This is a genomic window from Pseudomonas sp. MPR-R2A5, assembly GCF_058793055.1.
In genome coordinates, this window is sequence record NZ_JBXAFK010000056.1 from 16,673 (window position 1) to 30,170 (window position 13,498).

Annotated in this window: 15 protein-coding genes; 8 read left to right on the forward strand and 7 right to left on the reverse strand. The window is 60.8% G+C overall.

The features are described 5' to 3' along the window. Positions 1–4 precede the first annotated feature (4 nt). The gene (locus AC1Q6I_RS29555) at positions 5–406 is read right to left on the reverse strand and encodes a winged helix-turn-helix transcriptional regulator (RefSeq protein ID WP_102625344.1); all 402 of its coding nucleotides are present in this window, start codon (positions 404–406) and stop codon (positions 5–7) included. Between the two features lie 100 nt (positions 407–506). On the opposite strand from AC1Q6I_RS29555, the gene AC1Q6I_RS29560 reads away from it, so the two are divergent. Next, positions 507–1,250 (forward strand): SDR family NAD(P)-dependent oxidoreductase, encoded by a 744-nt coding sequence (locus AC1Q6I_RS29560; protein ID WP_069081332.1) that lies wholly within the window; start codon positions 507–509, stop codon positions 1,248–1,250. Here AC1Q6I_RS29560 and AC1Q6I_RS29565 read toward each other — a convergent pair. Continuing rightward, on the reverse strand, positions 1,202–2,407 hold the full coding sequence (locus AC1Q6I_RS29565; protein ID WP_102625343.1) for an MFS transporter: 1,206 nt from the start codon (positions 2,405–2,407) through the stop codon (positions 1,202–1,204). The two genes, AC1Q6I_RS29560 and AC1Q6I_RS29565, sit on opposite strands and share 49 nt — an antisense overlap. Before the next feature lie 57 nt (positions 2,408–2,464). After that, positions 2,465–3,487 carry an alpha/beta hydrolase gene (locus tag AC1Q6I_RS29570; protein WP_102625342.1) on the reverse strand — a complete coding sequence of 341 codons (1,023 nt, stop codon included), beginning with the start codon at positions 3,485–3,487 and terminating at the stop codon, positions 2,465–2,467. A 166-nt stretch (positions 3,488–3,653) separates the two neighbouring features. Here AC1Q6I_RS29570 and AC1Q6I_RS29575 point away from each other — a divergent pair, with 166 nt between their 5' ends. Continuing rightward, positions 3,654–4,577, forward strand: a complete 924-nt coding sequence (locus AC1Q6I_RS29575) for an AraC family transcriptional regulator (protein WP_102625341.1) — start codon at positions 3,654–3,656, stop codon at positions 4,575–4,577. Here the strand turns inward: AC1Q6I_RS29575 and AC1Q6I_RS29580 are convergent. Together AC1Q6I_RS29580 and proP are read right to left on the reverse strand one after the other, a co-directional pair. After that, the gene (locus AC1Q6I_RS29580) at positions 4,552–5,058 is read right to left on the reverse strand and encodes a GAF domain-containing protein (protein WP_024075849.1); all 507 of its coding nucleotides are present in this window, start codon (positions 5,056–5,058) and stop codon (positions 4,552–4,554) included. The genes AC1Q6I_RS29575 and AC1Q6I_RS29580 overlap by 26 nt on opposite strands. Positions 5,059–5,114: 56 nt before the next feature. Then, positions 5,115–6,617, reverse strand: a complete 1,503-nt coding sequence (gene proP, locus AC1Q6I_RS29585; protein WP_024075848.1) for a glycine betaine/L-proline transporter ProP — start codon at positions 6,615–6,617, stop codon at positions 5,115–5,117. A gap of 376 nt (positions 6,618–6,993) precedes the next feature. On the opposite strand from proP, the gene AC1Q6I_RS29590 reads away from it, so the two are divergent. Then, a complete protein-coding gene (locus AC1Q6I_RS29590) occupies positions 6,994–7,515 on the forward strand; it encodes a GNAT family N-acetyltransferase (RefSeq protein WP_024075847.1) in 522 nt (173 codons plus the stop codon). Positions 7,516–7,668: 153 nt separating this feature from the next. Beyond that, on the forward strand, positions 7,669–9,072 hold the full coding sequence (locus tag AC1Q6I_RS29595; RefSeq protein ID WP_024075846.1) for an MFS transporter: 1,404 nt from the start codon (positions 7,669–7,671) through the stop codon (positions 9,070–9,072). Positions 9,073–9,107: 35 nt separating this feature from the next. Here the strand turns inward: AC1Q6I_RS29595 and AC1Q6I_RS29600 are convergent, their stop codons facing one another. After that, positions 9,108–10,028 carry a bifunctional helix-turn-helix transcriptional regulator/GNAT family N-acetyltransferase gene (locus AC1Q6I_RS29600; protein WP_069075823.1) on the reverse strand — a complete coding sequence of 307 codons (921 nt, stop codon included), beginning with the start codon at positions 10,026–10,028 and terminating at the stop codon, positions 9,108–9,110. Positions 10,029–10,237: 209 nt separating this feature from the next. Here AC1Q6I_RS29600 and AC1Q6I_RS29605 point away from each other — a divergent pair, with 209 nt between their 5' ends. The 4 genes from AC1Q6I_RS29605 to AC1Q6I_RS29620 all read left to right on the forward strand — a co-directional run bounded on the left by AC1Q6I_RS29605 (position 10,238) and on the right by AC1Q6I_RS29620 (position 13,134). Next, the gene (locus tag AC1Q6I_RS29605) at positions 10,238–10,954 is read left to right on the forward strand and encodes a helix-turn-helix transcriptional regulator (protein WP_024075844.1); all 717 of its coding nucleotides are present in this window, start codon (positions 10,238–10,240) and stop codon (positions 10,952–10,954) included. Between the two features lie 50 nt (positions 10,955–11,004). Next, complete coding sequence (locus AC1Q6I_RS29610) at positions 11,005–11,346, forward strand: nuclear transport factor 2 family protein (protein ID WP_024075843.1); 342 nt, start codon at positions 11,005–11,007, stop codon at positions 11,344–11,346. Positions 11,347–11,361: 15 nt separating this feature from the next. Next, the gene (gene zapE, locus AC1Q6I_RS29615) at positions 11,362–12,468 is read left to right on the forward strand and encodes a cell division protein ZapE (RefSeq protein WP_102625355.1); all 1,107 of its coding nucleotides are present in this window, start codon (positions 11,362–11,364) and stop codon (positions 12,466–12,468) included. A gap of 174 nt (positions 12,469–12,642) precedes the next feature. Continuing rightward, entirely contained in the window at positions 12,643–13,134 is a 492-nt protein-coding gene (locus AC1Q6I_RS29620) for a GNAT family N-acetyltransferase (RefSeq protein ID WP_024075841.1), read from the forward strand. A 102-nt stretch (positions 13,135–13,236) separates the two neighbouring features. On the opposite strand, the gene AC1Q6I_RS29625 is transcribed toward AC1Q6I_RS29620, so the two are convergent. Continuing rightward, the gene (locus AC1Q6I_RS29625) at positions 13,237–13,458 is read right to left on the reverse strand and encodes a hypothetical protein (protein WP_024075840.1); all 222 of its coding nucleotides are present in this window, start codon (positions 13,456–13,458) and stop codon (positions 13,237–13,239) included. Positions 13,459–13,498: the final 40 nt, after the last annotated feature.

Genomic DNA, 13,498 nt, shown 5'->3' on the forward strand with positions numbered 1-13,498 from the left:
ACAATTAGGGTTTCAGCGGTTGTCGTTCGCGCTGGAGCGCCGTGCGCCCGCGCGGGTTGGGCTTCACTGGAACACTGTCGCCGTATTCGCTCCACCACAGCATCAATGCCTGCATCGTCGGCCCCAGTGCGCGGGCTTTTTCGGTCATTTCATATTCGACCCGGGGTGGCACTTCGGCGAACACCGTGCGGGTGATCAAGCCGTCGTTTTCCAGTTCCCGCAGTTGCGCCGTGAGCATGTGCTGGGTAATGCCACCGATCGCCTTGCGCAGCTCACCAAACCGATAAACACGCTGGTTCAACAGCCACATGATTTCCAGCTTCCACTTGCCTGAAAGCAGTGAGAATGCGCGTCGCATTTCTTCGTGCATATTCGGCTTTTCAGCGCTTTTAGTCTGGTTTTCCATACTGACTGCCACTTTTTCATCCTACTTGTGTCGATTCATGTTGCCAGGGATCTTAGCGCAAACCCGCTGCAATAAACCCTGTATCCCATGGAGAAAACACATGTCCCGACTCAACGGAAAAGTAGCCATCGTGACCGGCGCCGGACGCGGTATCGGCCGTGCCACGGCGCAGTTATTTGCGGCGCAGGGCGCCAAGGTCGCGGTGGTCTCGCGTACGGCGGCAAACGTCGAGCGCGTGGTGGCCGATATCCAGGCCGCTGGCGGCACAGCGCTGGGCGTCGTGTGCGATCTGTCCGACGCCGCGCAGGTCAGCGCAGCAGTGCAGGACGTTGTGGCCACCTACGGCGGCATCGATATCCTGGTGAACAACGCATTCGACCCCAGTGTGGTGTTTTCATCGGTCCTCGACCTGCCCGTGGAGCAACTGCAACGCAATTTCGACATGGGGCCCATTGCCTACCTGCGGACCATGCAGGCGTGTTACCCGTATCTGAAGGCCAGCGGCGCAGGGCGGGTGATCAACTTCGGGTCGTTGGCGGGCATTATCGGCCTGCAAGGCTACGCGCCCTACAACATCGCCAAGGAAGCGGTGCGCGCCTTGACGCGTTCGGCGGCGCGGGAATGGGGCGTGGACAACATCACGGTGAATAACCTGTTACCGGTGGCCGACACCTGGGGCGACGCTTACGACGCGCCCGCGCCGACCAATGTACTGGGGCGCTATGGCTCGCCGGAGGAGGACATCGCGCCAGTCGCGCTTTTCCTGGCCAGCCAGGACGCGCAGTTCATTACCGGCTACAGCCTGACCCCCGATGGCGGGCAAATCATCGACAGCGCGCGATAGTGGCTGGCGCGCCCAGCCAGCCAGGCCAGCAACGCCGCGGCGCTCAGTACCGCGGCACTTGACTCGAACGTGGCCCGGTAGCCGCTGAGGTCGAATACCCAACCGCCGACGATGGCGCCCAGGGCGATCGCCAATTGGATGATCGCCACCATCAAGCCGCCGCCGGCTTCCGCATCATCCGGCAGGACCTTGGCCAGCCAGGTCCACCAGCCAACCGGTGCGGCGGTGGCCACCAGGCCCCAAACGCCCAGCAGCATTGCGGTGATGAGCGGTGAACCGCCAAAGGCGACCAAGGCCACGGCGGTCAGCGCCATCAATACAGGAATGACGGTCAACGTGGCGTACAGGTGGTTTTTCAGGAAACGCTCGATCAGGAACGTGCCCGCCAGGCCGGCCAGGCCAAGCACCAGCAACATCAGCGAGAGCGTAGAAACGCTGGCCCGGGTCACGCCTTCCAGGAACGGCCGCAGGTAGGTGAACAGCATGAACTGGCCCATGAAAAACACACTGACGGCGAGCATGCCCAAGGCCACCGGCCAATGGTTCATCAGGCGCAGGCCATTGGAGGACGCCCCTTCAGCACGCGGCTTGATTGACGGCAGGCTTATCAGCAGCCATGCCACGGCGACGATGGCGACCGGAACCACGCAGAAAAATGCGCCTCGCCAACCGATCAGTCCGCCGACAAAGCTGCCCAGCGGTGCGGCGATCACCGTTGCGAGGGCGTTGCCGCCGTTGACGATGGCCAAGGCACGCGGTACTTGGGGTGTCGGTACCAAACGCATGGCGGTGGCGGCCGACAGCGACCAGAAGCCGCCGATGGCGACGCCGATCAACGCGCGGCCCAGCATGAACACCCCGTAATTCGGGGCCAACGCCACCACCGTGCCGGACAGGATCATCAGCAGGGTCAGGGCGATCAGCAGGCGCTTGCGATCGACCCGGGCAGCGACGTTGGCGATAACCAGGCTGGTCAACAAGGCAAACAACCCGGAGACGGAAATACCTTGGCCGGCCTGGCCTTCGCTGATGTTCAGGTCGGCGGCCAAGGGGCTGAGCAGGCTTACGGGCATGAACTCGGAGGCCACCAGGGCAAAGGCGGCCAGGGACAAGGCGAGCACGGCGCCCCAGCATGGGCGAGAGGAGGAGTGGTCCATGGGGGAGTCCTTCTGTGTGAGCGTCGGCCTCGACAGTGAGGCCGCGCATCGAGGCGGTTATTTCAAGTACGTGCGGAAGAAGGTGGTGAGCTGGGCAAAGGGGATCAGGTCGACTCGGTCATAGAGATCCACGTGCCCGGCGTTGGGCACGATCAGCAGCGTCTTGGGTTGCGCGGCACGGGCGTAGGCGTCCTCGCTGAATTCACGGGAGTGGGCATTGGCGCCGGCAATCAGCAACAGCGGGCGTGGGGAGATCGTCTCGATGTCGTTGAACGGGTAGAAGTTCATGAACTTCACGTTGCTGGTCAGCGTTGGCCGGGTGGTGGTCCGTGCCGAGGCTCCGGACGGGGTGAACTCCCCACGTGGTGTGCGGTAGAAATCGTAGAACTCATCCCCCACGGCATCGCCGGTCAGCACATGCGGCGTACCACCGGTGTAGAGGGTTTCGCCACCTTGGAGCTCAACATAGCGCTGGTTGGCGGCCTGGAGCAGCACCTGCCGGCGTTGTTCCAGGGTCACGCCGTGCTTGAGCCCGTTACGGTTGGCGGCGCCCATGTCGTACATGCTGACCGTGGCGATGGCCTTGAGGCGTGGGTCGATTTTCGCCGCGCTGATGGCGAAGCTGCCACTGCCACACACGCCGATGACGCCAATGCGTTCACGGTCGACCATCGGGCGGCTGCCGAGGAAATCCACGGCGGCACTGAAATCTTCGCTATAGAGGTCGGGCAGCACCGCATTGCGCGGCGTGCCTGCGCTTTCACCCCAGAACGACAGGTCCAGGGACAGGGCGACAAAGCCCTGTTCGGCCATCTTGGTGGCGTACAGGTTGGCGCTTTGTTCTTTGACGGCTCCCATCGGGTGGCCCACGATGATTGCGGCATTCTTTGTGGTGGGTGCGAGGTGTTTGGGCACGAACAGATTGCCCGCCACCCGCATGCCGTATTGGTTGTTGAAGGTGACCTTTTCCACGCTCACCTTGTCGCTGGTGTAGAAGTTACTTGCACCGTTGGACATGTCGGCTCCCAGTGAGGAAAAAGAGGTCACCAACAAACCCAGGGCGAACAAGAGGCTTTTCATTGGCGGTTCCCTTGGCGAAGTTGGTGTGCCCATTTTCCCGATGCAGCCCGTGGTCCTGTAGTGCGTTCCACTGGATTACTTGCCTGATCCTCTGAGTTTTGAGGTTTGTCGGGGACGCCCAACGGCTGGCGCGCTACAGTTCCGAGACGAAAGCAAAGAGCCTGTCATGACGATCAATCATTCCCTCCTGGCGACGCTGGTGCAGTCCATCGGCTCGCGTATCTCGACACCCGGCGACTACGCCATGCCGATCCCGGGCCTGGGGTTTTATCGACGTGAGCATCCTTCGGCGCCAGTGGTGTGCATGGTCGAGCCCAGCGTCATCCTCGTGGCCCAGGGCGAGAAACAGCTGTGGGTCGGCGGCGAGGGGTACCCGTATGACACGTCCCGTTTCCTGCTCACTTCCCTGGACATCCCGGCCAATTCGCAAGTGCGGGTCGCCAGTCCCGCTAACCCTTGCCTGGGGCTGACGTTCCAGTTGGACCTGCGCGTATTGACCGAACTGATCGCCCAGAGTGAGCTGCCGCCGCTGCGTGAACCCGCGGTGATGAAGGGGGTTGGGATTGGCGCGATCACCGACGGGATGCTTGCATCCTTTGCGCGCCTGGTGGCGCTGCTCGATGAGCCGGAAGCGATACCGGTTCTGGCCCCGCTGATCAGCCGTGAAATTCATTACCGGCTGCTCAAGAGCGACCAGGCGGTTCGGCTGCGCCAGATCTGTGCGGTTGACGGGCAGGGCTATCGAATCACCAAGGCCGTCGACTGGCTGAAGCTCAACTACGACGCGACGCTGCGTATAGAGGAACTGGCGGCGCGGGTGCAGATGAGCGCCGCCACCTTTCACCATCACTTCCGCCAACTGACGGCGATGAGCCCGTTGCAGTACCAGAAGTGGTTGCGCTTGAACGAGGCGCGACGATTGATGTTGAACGAGCACCAGGATGTCTCCCGTGCAGCGTTCAAGGTGGGTTATGAAAGCCCGTCCCAGTTCAGCCGCGAATACAGCCGCCTGTTTGGCGCGCCACCCAAGCGAGACATTGCCGCGTTGCGCGGCAAGTCAGAGATCAATGCTCAGTCGTCGTCAAGTTAGCGTAGAAGATGCAGCCGATCAGGCGGGCGAACAGGCTGAGGGTTTCCGGCAGGTTGGGGTCATCGAACAGCATTGCCCTCGAATCCAGTGCACACAGCGCGCCGAACAGGCGGCCGTCGGGGAGGAAAATCGGTGCGCCGGCGTAGCTCTCGATGGCGTATTGCTTGACCACCGGGCGTGCGGCAAAGCGGCCGTTCTGGCTGACTTGCGGGATGAACAAGGTATGGGGGTTGATACAGAACTCACTGCACAGGGTGGTTTCCAGGTCGAGCACGTCATCGACATGGATGCCCATGTCGAGGGGGTCGTGCACGGAGCAGACGATCCATTCCAGGTCGGTGAATTTGGCGATGCCGGCGAAGCGCATGCCCGTCAGGCGGGTAACCAGTTGCAGGATGCTGGTGGTGGCTTCTATTTCGGCGATGGCAGCGCGTTCATCGGCGCTGAGTAACGCGTGTGTAGCAGTGACGCTTGGAACCATGCTCAACACTCCAATCCAATGGCGTGGCGACCCTGGTCGCCACGCGCGATAAGGTCTTAATTAATGCGCGGATGCTGCTGCACGAGGTTCTGGCGCTTGGCTTCCAGCTCGGCGATCTCGGCGTCGATGTCTTCGATTTTCTGCTCAATATTGTCGTGGTGCTCTTGCAGCAGCTCCTTGGCTTCTGCCATGTCGGAAGCCGCTGGTGCCGCGCCGCGCAGGGGTTTGTTGGCGGTTTCCTTCATGGTCAGGCCGGTGACCAGGCCCACCACGGCAAATACCATCAGGTAATAGGCGGGCATGTACAGGTCGTTGGTGCTTTCCACCAGCCAGGCCACGGCGGTCGGCGTTACGCCGGCGATCAATACCGAGACGTTGAACGCGCTGGCCAGGGCGCTGTAGCGCAGGTGGGTGGGGAACATCGCAGGCAGGGTCGAGGCCATCACGCCGATGAAGAAGTTAAGCACGATGGCCAGGATCAGCAAGCCGCTGAAGATCAGGCCGATCTTGCCGCTGGTGATCAGCATGAACGCCGGGATCGAGAGAAACAGCAGGCCGATGCTGCCCGCGATGATGAACGGCTTGCGCCCGACCTTGTCGCTGATAAAGCCAATGAACGGCTGCACGAACAGCATGCCGACCATGATCGCGATGATGATCAGCACGCCGCTGTTTTCTTTGTAATGCAGGTTATGGGACAGGTAGCTGGGCATGTAGGTGAGCAGCATGTAGTACGTCACGTTGGTCGCCGCGACGATCCCGATGCAGGTCAGCAGGCTGCGCCAATGCTGGGTGGCGATTTCCTTGAAGGACACCTTGGGGCCATGGGTCAGGCCTTCGCGGTCGCCCTGTTCGAGCTTATCGACATGTTGTTGGAAGGCGGGGGTTTCTTCCAGTGCATGGCGCAGGTATAGGCCGATGAGGCCCAGGGGCAGGGCGAGAAAGAACGGCAAGCGCCAGCCCCAGGACTCGAAGTCGGCTTCGCCCAGGACGCTGGAGATCAGTACAACCACACCGGCGCCGAGGACAAAACCGGCGATGGAACCGAAGTCCAGCCAGCTGCCGAGGAAGCCGCGCTTGCGGTCGGGCGCGTATTCGGCAACGAAAATCGAGGCGCCGGTGTATTCACCGCCTACCGAGAACCCTTGGGCCATCTTGCACAACAGCAGCAGGATCGGTGCCCAGATGCCAATCGAGGCATAACCGGGAATCAAGCCGATGGCGAAGGTGCTCAACGACATGATCACGATGGTGGCGGCGAGGACTTTTTGTCGCCCGTATTTGTCCCCCAGCGCGCCGAAGAACAGGCCACCGAGGGGGCGAATCAGGAAGGGCACGGAGAAGGTGGCCAGGGCAGCGATCATTTGGACGCTGGGGGAGGCGTCGGGGAAGAACACCTTGCCGAGCACATAGGCAACAAACCCATAGACACCAAAGTCGAACCATTCCATGGCGTTACCCAATGCCGCGGCGGTGATCGCCTTGCGCATCTTGGCATCGTCGACGATGGTGATGTCTTTCAAACCGATGGGTTTGACGCTTTTCTTACGTAATTTCATGCGGGCCACTCTAAAACAGAACAGGGGAGGTGCCATCGTTGCGATGGCACCGCTCTGTCAGTTCAGATATAAGCGGACACGAAATAATTCACCGTTATTTACGTTTTTTTGCCTGGGGCGCAATTTGCCTGCAATCGCCAGGATTTTCGGGGGAGGCGCTTCCCCAGTGCCGAGCGGACCTGTTGTGGTGAGCGCGCCTGTCGTGCCGAGCGGACCTGTTGTGGCGAGCGGGCTTGCCCCGCGTTGGGCTGCGCAGCAGCCCCCATCAGCACAACGGTTAAACATCAGGTACGCCGAGGCGCCTGGTTTTGGGGCTGCTTCACAGCCCAACGCGGGGCAAGCCCGCTCGCCACAGTTTTGAAGAGGACTGATCCCGATGCCCGCCACCACTTCCCGTCTTGTCTACCGTCAGCCACTGCCTGGGGACGTGCAGCGATTGTTTGCGATCTTCGGCGATTCCCAAACCAACCTCTTCAATCCCGCCGGGCCCATGCCCAGCCTGTCCGCTGCCCAACACCTGCTCGACCACTGGATCGCACAGTGGGCCACCCACGGCTATGGCTGGTGGGCGATTGCCCATCGGCAAGCCCCGGAGCACATCATCGGCTTCGGCGGTATTGCGCCGTTCAACTACCTCACGCAACCGCGCATCAACCTAGGCTATCGCTTCGCCGTGGAAGCCTGGGGGCAGGGCTATGCCACAGAGTTGGCACGCGATGCCCTGGCGCTGGCGTTTGACACCCTCGGTTTACCGGAGGTGTTCGGCCTGGTGCGGCCCGACCACGCGGCGTCGATCCGTGTGCTGGAGAAGGTCGGCATGCAGCCATTCGGTGTGCTCGATGATGTGCCCGGCAAAGCGACGAGCCGGGTGATGCGCGTTTGTTGTCCTACAACATAGCTGCGTTGACATTTTTCACCCCCTCGCGATAGCCCACAAAAGCCTCAATATTTCACATTGACAGCGAGTAGGCAGCCCGATATAAAAGCCACAGTTGTACGACGACATATGACGTTACATGTGTCCTACCTAACAAAAATAAAAAGTGATGCCATGAACTTGATCGAGCCCATCAACGCCCAGCGCGTTGGCCAAGCTGTAGGCAACTATCGCTGGACCATCTGCGCGATGCTGTTCTTCGCCACCACCGTCAATTACCTCGACCGCCAGGTGCTCAGCCTGTTGGCGCCGCAGTTGTCCACGCAATTCGGCTGGAGCAACACCGACTACGCCAACATTGCGGCGGTGTTTCAGTTTGTCTATGCGATTTCCATGCTGTTTGCCGGGCGGTTCGTCGACAAGATCGGCACCAAGGCGGCGTACGTGATCGCGATTGCGATCTGGTCCACCGGCGCCATCATGCATGCGTTCTCGGTACCGATGGGTGAGGGGATTGCTGCCGTGAGCGGGGCGATCGGTCTGGCGGTGATCCCGGTCTCCATCGCCGGCTTCATGCTGTCGCGCGCGGTATTGGCGATTGGCGAAGCGGGTAACTTTCCGATTGCGATCAAGGCCACTGCCGAGTATTTCCCAAAGAAAGAGCGCTCCCTGGCCACCGGTATTTTCAACTCGGGCGCCAACGTCGGCGCGATCCTGGCACCGATTTGCGTGCCGCTGATCGCCGGGATGTGGGGGTGGGAAGCGGCCTTTATGGTCATCGGCATGCTCGGCTTCGTCTGGGTCGCGGTGTGGGCAGCGGTCTACGAAAAGCCGGAGCAGCAAAAACGCCTGTCTGCCGAGGAGCTGGCGTACATTCGCAGCGACCAGACGGTGCAGCCATTCCCCCCGGCAATGGCGGGCGCGGTCGAGAAGAAAGTCTCATGGTTCAAGTTGCTCACCTACCGCCAGACCTGGGCGTTTGCCTTTGGCAAGTTCATGACCGACGGCGTGTGGTGGTTCTTCCTGTTCTGGTTGCCCACCTACCTGTCGGCGCAATACGGCATGAAAGGCGCCGATATCGTCATGCCGCTGGCGGTGCTGTACAGCATGACCATGGTCGGCAGCATCGGCGGCGGCTGGTTCCCCAGCTACTTCATGGCCCGTGGCGACGCGCCCTATGACGGGCGGATGAAAGCCATGCTGGTGATCGCGTTGTTCCCGCTGGTGGTATTGCTGGCACAGCCCCTGGGCTATATCAGCTTCTGGGTGCCGGTGTTGTTGATTGGTGTGGGCGCCTCGGCGCACCAGGCGTGGTCGTGCAATATCTTCACCACCGTGTCCGACATGTTCCCGCAGAAAACCGTGGCGTCGGTGGTCGGCATTGGCGGCATGGCCGGTGGCCTGGGCGGGGTGGTGATGACCAAGATCGGGGGCTGGGTGTTCGATTACTACAAGTCCATCGGCGATATCCACACCGGCTACATGATCATGTTCGCGATCTGCGCGCTGGCTTACCTGGTGGCCTGGAGCGTGATGAAGACGCTGGTGCCACGCCACAAGGAAATCACCGACCTGTAAAAGGGCCAGGGCCTGGGTTCTCCAGGCCCTTTTTTTTACAGTGCGCGGGCCCAGGTCTGGCTGACCAGGGCCTTGCCAAAACTGAGGGTAGGTTCTTCTTCCTCCAGCTCGAAACCGGCTTTCTGGTAGAGCCTGCGCGCATCGGTCAGCGCGCTCATGGTCCACAACATCATGCGCGTGTAGCCGGCATCGCGGGCAAAGCGCAGGCATTCATCGACCAGACGCTGGCCGATACCCAGGCCCCTGGCGCTGGCGTCGACGTAGAGCATGCGCAGTTGGGCGGTGCTGTCGTCATGACGCACCACGAATACCGAACCCACCACCGCGCCATCCTTTTCGGCGATCCAGCAGCGCTCACGCGTTGGGTCGAACTCGCGCAGGTACTTGGCGACGATCTCCGCCACCAGTGCTTCGAACTCCCAGTTCCATTGGTATTCCCGCGCATACAAGGCCGATTGCTGCTGCACCACCAGGCCCATATCGCCTGGCTGCGGGTCACGCAGCAGGTAGCTCGGCGGGGTGCCTTGCAACAAGGATTGAATGCGCTGCATGGCGGCGGTCAGTTGCTGTTGTTGTGGCTCAGGCAGGGCTTGCAGCAGGGCAATGACTTCGTCCTGGGTCCGTTGCTCCAGGGGTGCCAGCACGGAGCGGCCTTGTTCGGTGAGGTGCAATTGCACCGCGCGCGCATCGGTGGGTGAGCGGAGCTTTTGGATCAAGCCTTGCTTTTCGAAACCGCTGGTCAACCGGCTCAGGTAGCCCGCATCCAGGCTGAGCATCTGGCACAGGTCGGCGCTGGTCAGGTCGCCGCGCGACGACAGCTCATACAGCACCCGGATCTCGGTGAGGGAATAGTCGCTTTGCAGCAGGTGCTCCTGCAGTACGCCGATCTGATGGGTATAGAAACGATTGAAGCCGCGCACGATGCCGGCGCGTTCGACAAGCAAGGATGTGGACATGGCGCATGCTCTTATGGTTGCCTGAGTCAATAATATTGTTGCTTAAGGCAACTATGTCAAACACTTTAAAGAACGAAGCTCATCAGGGCGGTCACACCGGTTTCTCACGTGGGCCTGTGGTGTGATGAGGCGCTTTTTACTCCTGACATTTTCTGGCAGGACGCTCTGCTAAGCTGCTGCACATTTTTCCTTTTGCCGGCGGGATCAACGTGTCGCGTACCACTCGTCTACTGTCTTTGCTCCAGGCCCTGCGAGGCAAGAAACGCCCGGTGACCGCGGCTGTGCTCGCCGCACAGTTGGAGGTGTCCGAGCGCACCTTGTATCGCGATATCGCCGCTTTGACTGCCTTGGGCGCGCCGATCTTCGGGGAGGCGGGCGTCGGGTATGTGTTGCGCAGTGGCTTGTTTCTACCGCCCTTGATGCTGAACGCCGAGGAAACTGAAGCCATCGTGCTCGGCCTGCGTTATGTGGATCAGCGTGGCGATGATGTGCTCAGCCGCGCCGCGGCCAACGCCCTGGCAAAAATTGCCGATGTGCTGGACCCCGCCGCCCAGGAGGCGTTGCGCAACCCGACGCTGCTGCCGGGGCCGCCAGGGTTCGGCTATCCGGAAAACCGCGTACCGTTGAATGTGTTTCGCGAGGCCATTCGCAGCCAGGCCAAGCTGCATATCGATTACGCGGATGCCAGCCAGACCCAGAGTCAACGCCTGATCTGGCCTTTAGCCCTGGGTTTTCTCAATGAGGTGCGGGTGATCGTGGCCTGGTGCGAACTGCGGGGCGCGTATCGCACCTTTCGGACCGACCGTGTCGCCACCGCGCAAGCCCGTGGCGAGCGCTACCCGGGGCGACGCAGTGACTGGCTGCGCGCCTGGCGTAAATTGCTGGAACAGAATGACACCGGGCCATTCACTCCTGACAAAAACTGACACGACCCTGGCTTAGCATGGCCCCACAACCACTCAGAAGGAGCTGTGCCATGTCCGGTCACCATTCACTGCTGGCCCCGGCCATCGTTGCCTATCTCGCCGCGACCAACAGCGGTGACACCTCGACCGTCGCCGATTGTTTTGCCGACGATGCCCACGTGTTCGATGAGGGCGAGCATCAGGTCGGTCCTGCTGCCATCGCCCGCTGGATGGAAGACACCGGGCGGCGCTACGAGCCGCGGGTCGAGGTGCTCAACGTACAGCACCGCACCGGCAAGGTGCTGGTCAGCAACAGTGTCTCGGGCAATTTCCCTGGCAGCCCGCTGGCGTTGCGCTACACCTTTCGCCTGAACGAGCAGGGCAAGATTTCACGGCTGGATATCTCTGTGTAAGTCATACTGGCGCGCATGACTTTCGACTCGCCTCTCGCCGCTTATCAACATGCCATCGCCCAGCAGGGCTTCGTTGCCGATGACGCCCAGCGCCAGGCAGTGGATGCCCTGCAAGCCTGTCACGAAGCCCTGCACCGGGGCCACCCACCGATCACCGGGGTGTATCTATGGGGGCCGGTGGGCCGGGGCAAAACCTGGTTGATGGACCAGTTCTACCACAGCCTGCGTGTACCCGCGCGGCGCCAGCATTTCCATCACTTCATGGGCTGGGTGCATCAGCGCTTGTTCCAGCTCTCCGGCATTCCCGACCCGTTGCAGGCCCTGGCCCGTGAACTGGGCCGGGAGGTGCGGGTGCTGTGCTTCGACGAGTTATTCGTCAGCGACATTGGTGATGCGATCATCCTTGGCCGCCTGTTCCAGGTCATGTTCGAGGAGGGGGGGGTCATGGTCTGCACCTCAAACCAGCCGCCCGACCAACTGTATGCAGACGGTTTCAATCGTGAGCGTTTCCTGCCAGGTATCGAGGCCATCAAGCAGCATATGCGCGTGGTGGCGGTGGACGGTGGCGAGGATCATCGACTGCATCCGGGTGTGGGTGTGCAGCGTTATTGGGTCAACCAACCGGAGGCGTTGGCCACGCTGTTCAAACAACTGAGCCAGGGGCAACGGGTGAGCAGTGGGGCGGTCAGCGTTGGGCACCGCTCGATTGTGGCTGTGCAGGCCAGTGACACCGTGCTGTGGTGCCGCTATGCCGACCTGTGCGAACAACCCCTGGCCGCCATGGACTTCATGCTGCTGTGCGACCGTTTCAAAGCGATTTTGCTGGGGGAGGTGCCCAACCTCAGTGCGCAAAGGCGCCCTGGCCGGATTGCCCGTGGCACCGAGGACGCTGCCCAGCGCGTGGTGGCCGGGGATCGCGAATTGCCTGAGCTCTCGGTACACGATGACAGCGTGCGCAGATTTATCGCGCTGGTGGATGAATGCTACGACCGCAAGGTGCCGTTATTCATCGAAGCCAAGGTCCCGTTGGCAAGCCTCTACACCGAAGGCTACCTGGAGTTTCCGTTCCGTCGCACCCTGAGCCGATTGCAGGAAATGCAATTACAGCGTTTTGGCGTATGAGCGTACGAAAAAGGCCCTGGAATGACCTGGCAACCTATTTTGATCGGCATAACCTTCGCGTTTTCAGGCAGGTATTTGTAGTTAATCTCCTTCATCTATTACCGGCGCCATGCTTACAATCGTGCCCTTCGGAGGGAGCTGAATTCCCTTTTTTGTTTTTGATTGAGGAAGGAAATGGACACCCCTGACATTCTGGTGCTGCAAGCCAGCTACACCAATCCCGTGCATGCCGATGCCATTGGTCGTGTGCTCAACCACTATGCAGAAGACCCTATGGGGGGCGGGCACAGCCTGCCGTCGGACTTGCTGCGCCAACTCCCGGCGGAACTGGCGAAACGCCCCCATGCTTTTAGCGTGTTGGCGTTTGTCGGTGGCGAACCGGCCGGGTTGGTGAACTGTTTTGAAGGGTTTTCCACGTTCGCCTGCCGTCCATTGGTCAATGTTCACGACGTGGTGGTGATGAATCCATTTCGTGGCCTGGGGCTGAGCCAGAAGATGCTGCACAAGGTCGAGGAAATCGCTCGCCAGCGCGGCTGCTGCAAGATCACCCTGGAAGTGCTGGAGGGCAATGCCGTGGCCCAGTCGGCCTACCGCAAGTTCGGTTTTGACGACTCGGTGTTCGATCCGGCCCATGGGCGCATGTTGTTCTGGAACAAGCCGCTGTAATAAATAACCGGCGAAAAAAAAAGGCGCCATCAAATGGCGCCTATTAAACCTTTGCCAACGGAGCGGAATGGCACAGGGTGTTGCGGATTAAGTCAGCGTTAATTAACTCTTTGATTGTGGCTCGGCCGTTTTTTGTTCGGCAGAGTCGATTTTTAATGTCTTGCCGTCGGCGACTTCCGTTTGTTCGGCGGTGCCGTGGAGTTTTTGCTGGACGAAACTGAAGTCGTTGTAAAACGCCTTCGAACGCTCTGAGCCGCCTTCTGCGAATGCGGCGGCGGAGGTCAGGGTCATCAGGCTGGCAAGCATCAGGGTGGAGAGTTTCATGGCAGTGTTCCCGTTAAGAGTGATCGGTATCCGCTCTGTC